The 616-nt window shown below is 70.3% G+C and carries 1 protein-coding gene; it reads left to right on the top strand.

The annotated features are described in order from the left end of the window. Nucleotides 1–229: 229 nt before the first annotated feature. A partial coding sequence (locus BEK98_RS47095; RefSeq protein ID WP_143684284.1) for an NAD-dependent epimerase/dehydratase family protein occupies nt 230–616 on the top strand: 387 nt, incomplete at its 3' end.

Here is a 616-nt window from a genome sequence, read left to right as displayed (position 1 = left end):
AGGTGATCTGGGCGGAGCAGAGACTCAACCACCACCGGGAACCGGATCCGGCCGTGCTGTTCGACGCCCTGGCACGGTGACACCGTCCGGAGCGGACGGTCATTTCGTGAGGTGGCCGGTCGTGGCCGTGGCCGGCGGGTTGGGCGTTTGGCGGATGTGCCGGTGTGGGTAGTTCGCCGTCGCTGTCGGAGGTGCCACGCCCCCGGGCACGCACACGAGGAGCAGACACGTGAGGGTCGTCATCACGGGCGCGTTCGGCTTCCTGGGCCATCGGCTGACCGGCACTCTGCTGCGGACGCGGACGTTTCGTGGCGCACCGATCACGCGACTGGTGCTCGCCGACCGCATCGTGCAGTCCGACTCCCCGGCGGCGAAGGATCCGCTCGTGGACATCGTGCAGGGCGAGCTGATCGACCGGCTCGACGACTTGTTCGCCGAGCCGGTCGATGTGCTGTTCCATCTGGCCGCCGCGGTGTCGGCCGAGTGCGAGGCCGACTTCGACCTCGGCATGTCCGCCAACGTGGACACCACCCGCGCCCTGCTCGACGCTGCCCGGGCACAGTCGACCGCCGGCGGGCCGAAGCCGCGGGTGGTGTTCGCCAGCAGCCTCGCCGTC

This window comes from Streptomyces diastatochromogenes, assembly GCF_002242805.1.
GTDB lineage: Bacteria > Actinomycetota > Actinomycetes > Streptomycetales > Streptomycetaceae > Streptomyces > Streptomyces diastatochromogenes.
The sequence above is the reverse complement of the archived record's forward strand: the minus strand, read 5'-3'. Positions and strand labels throughout refer to the sequence as shown.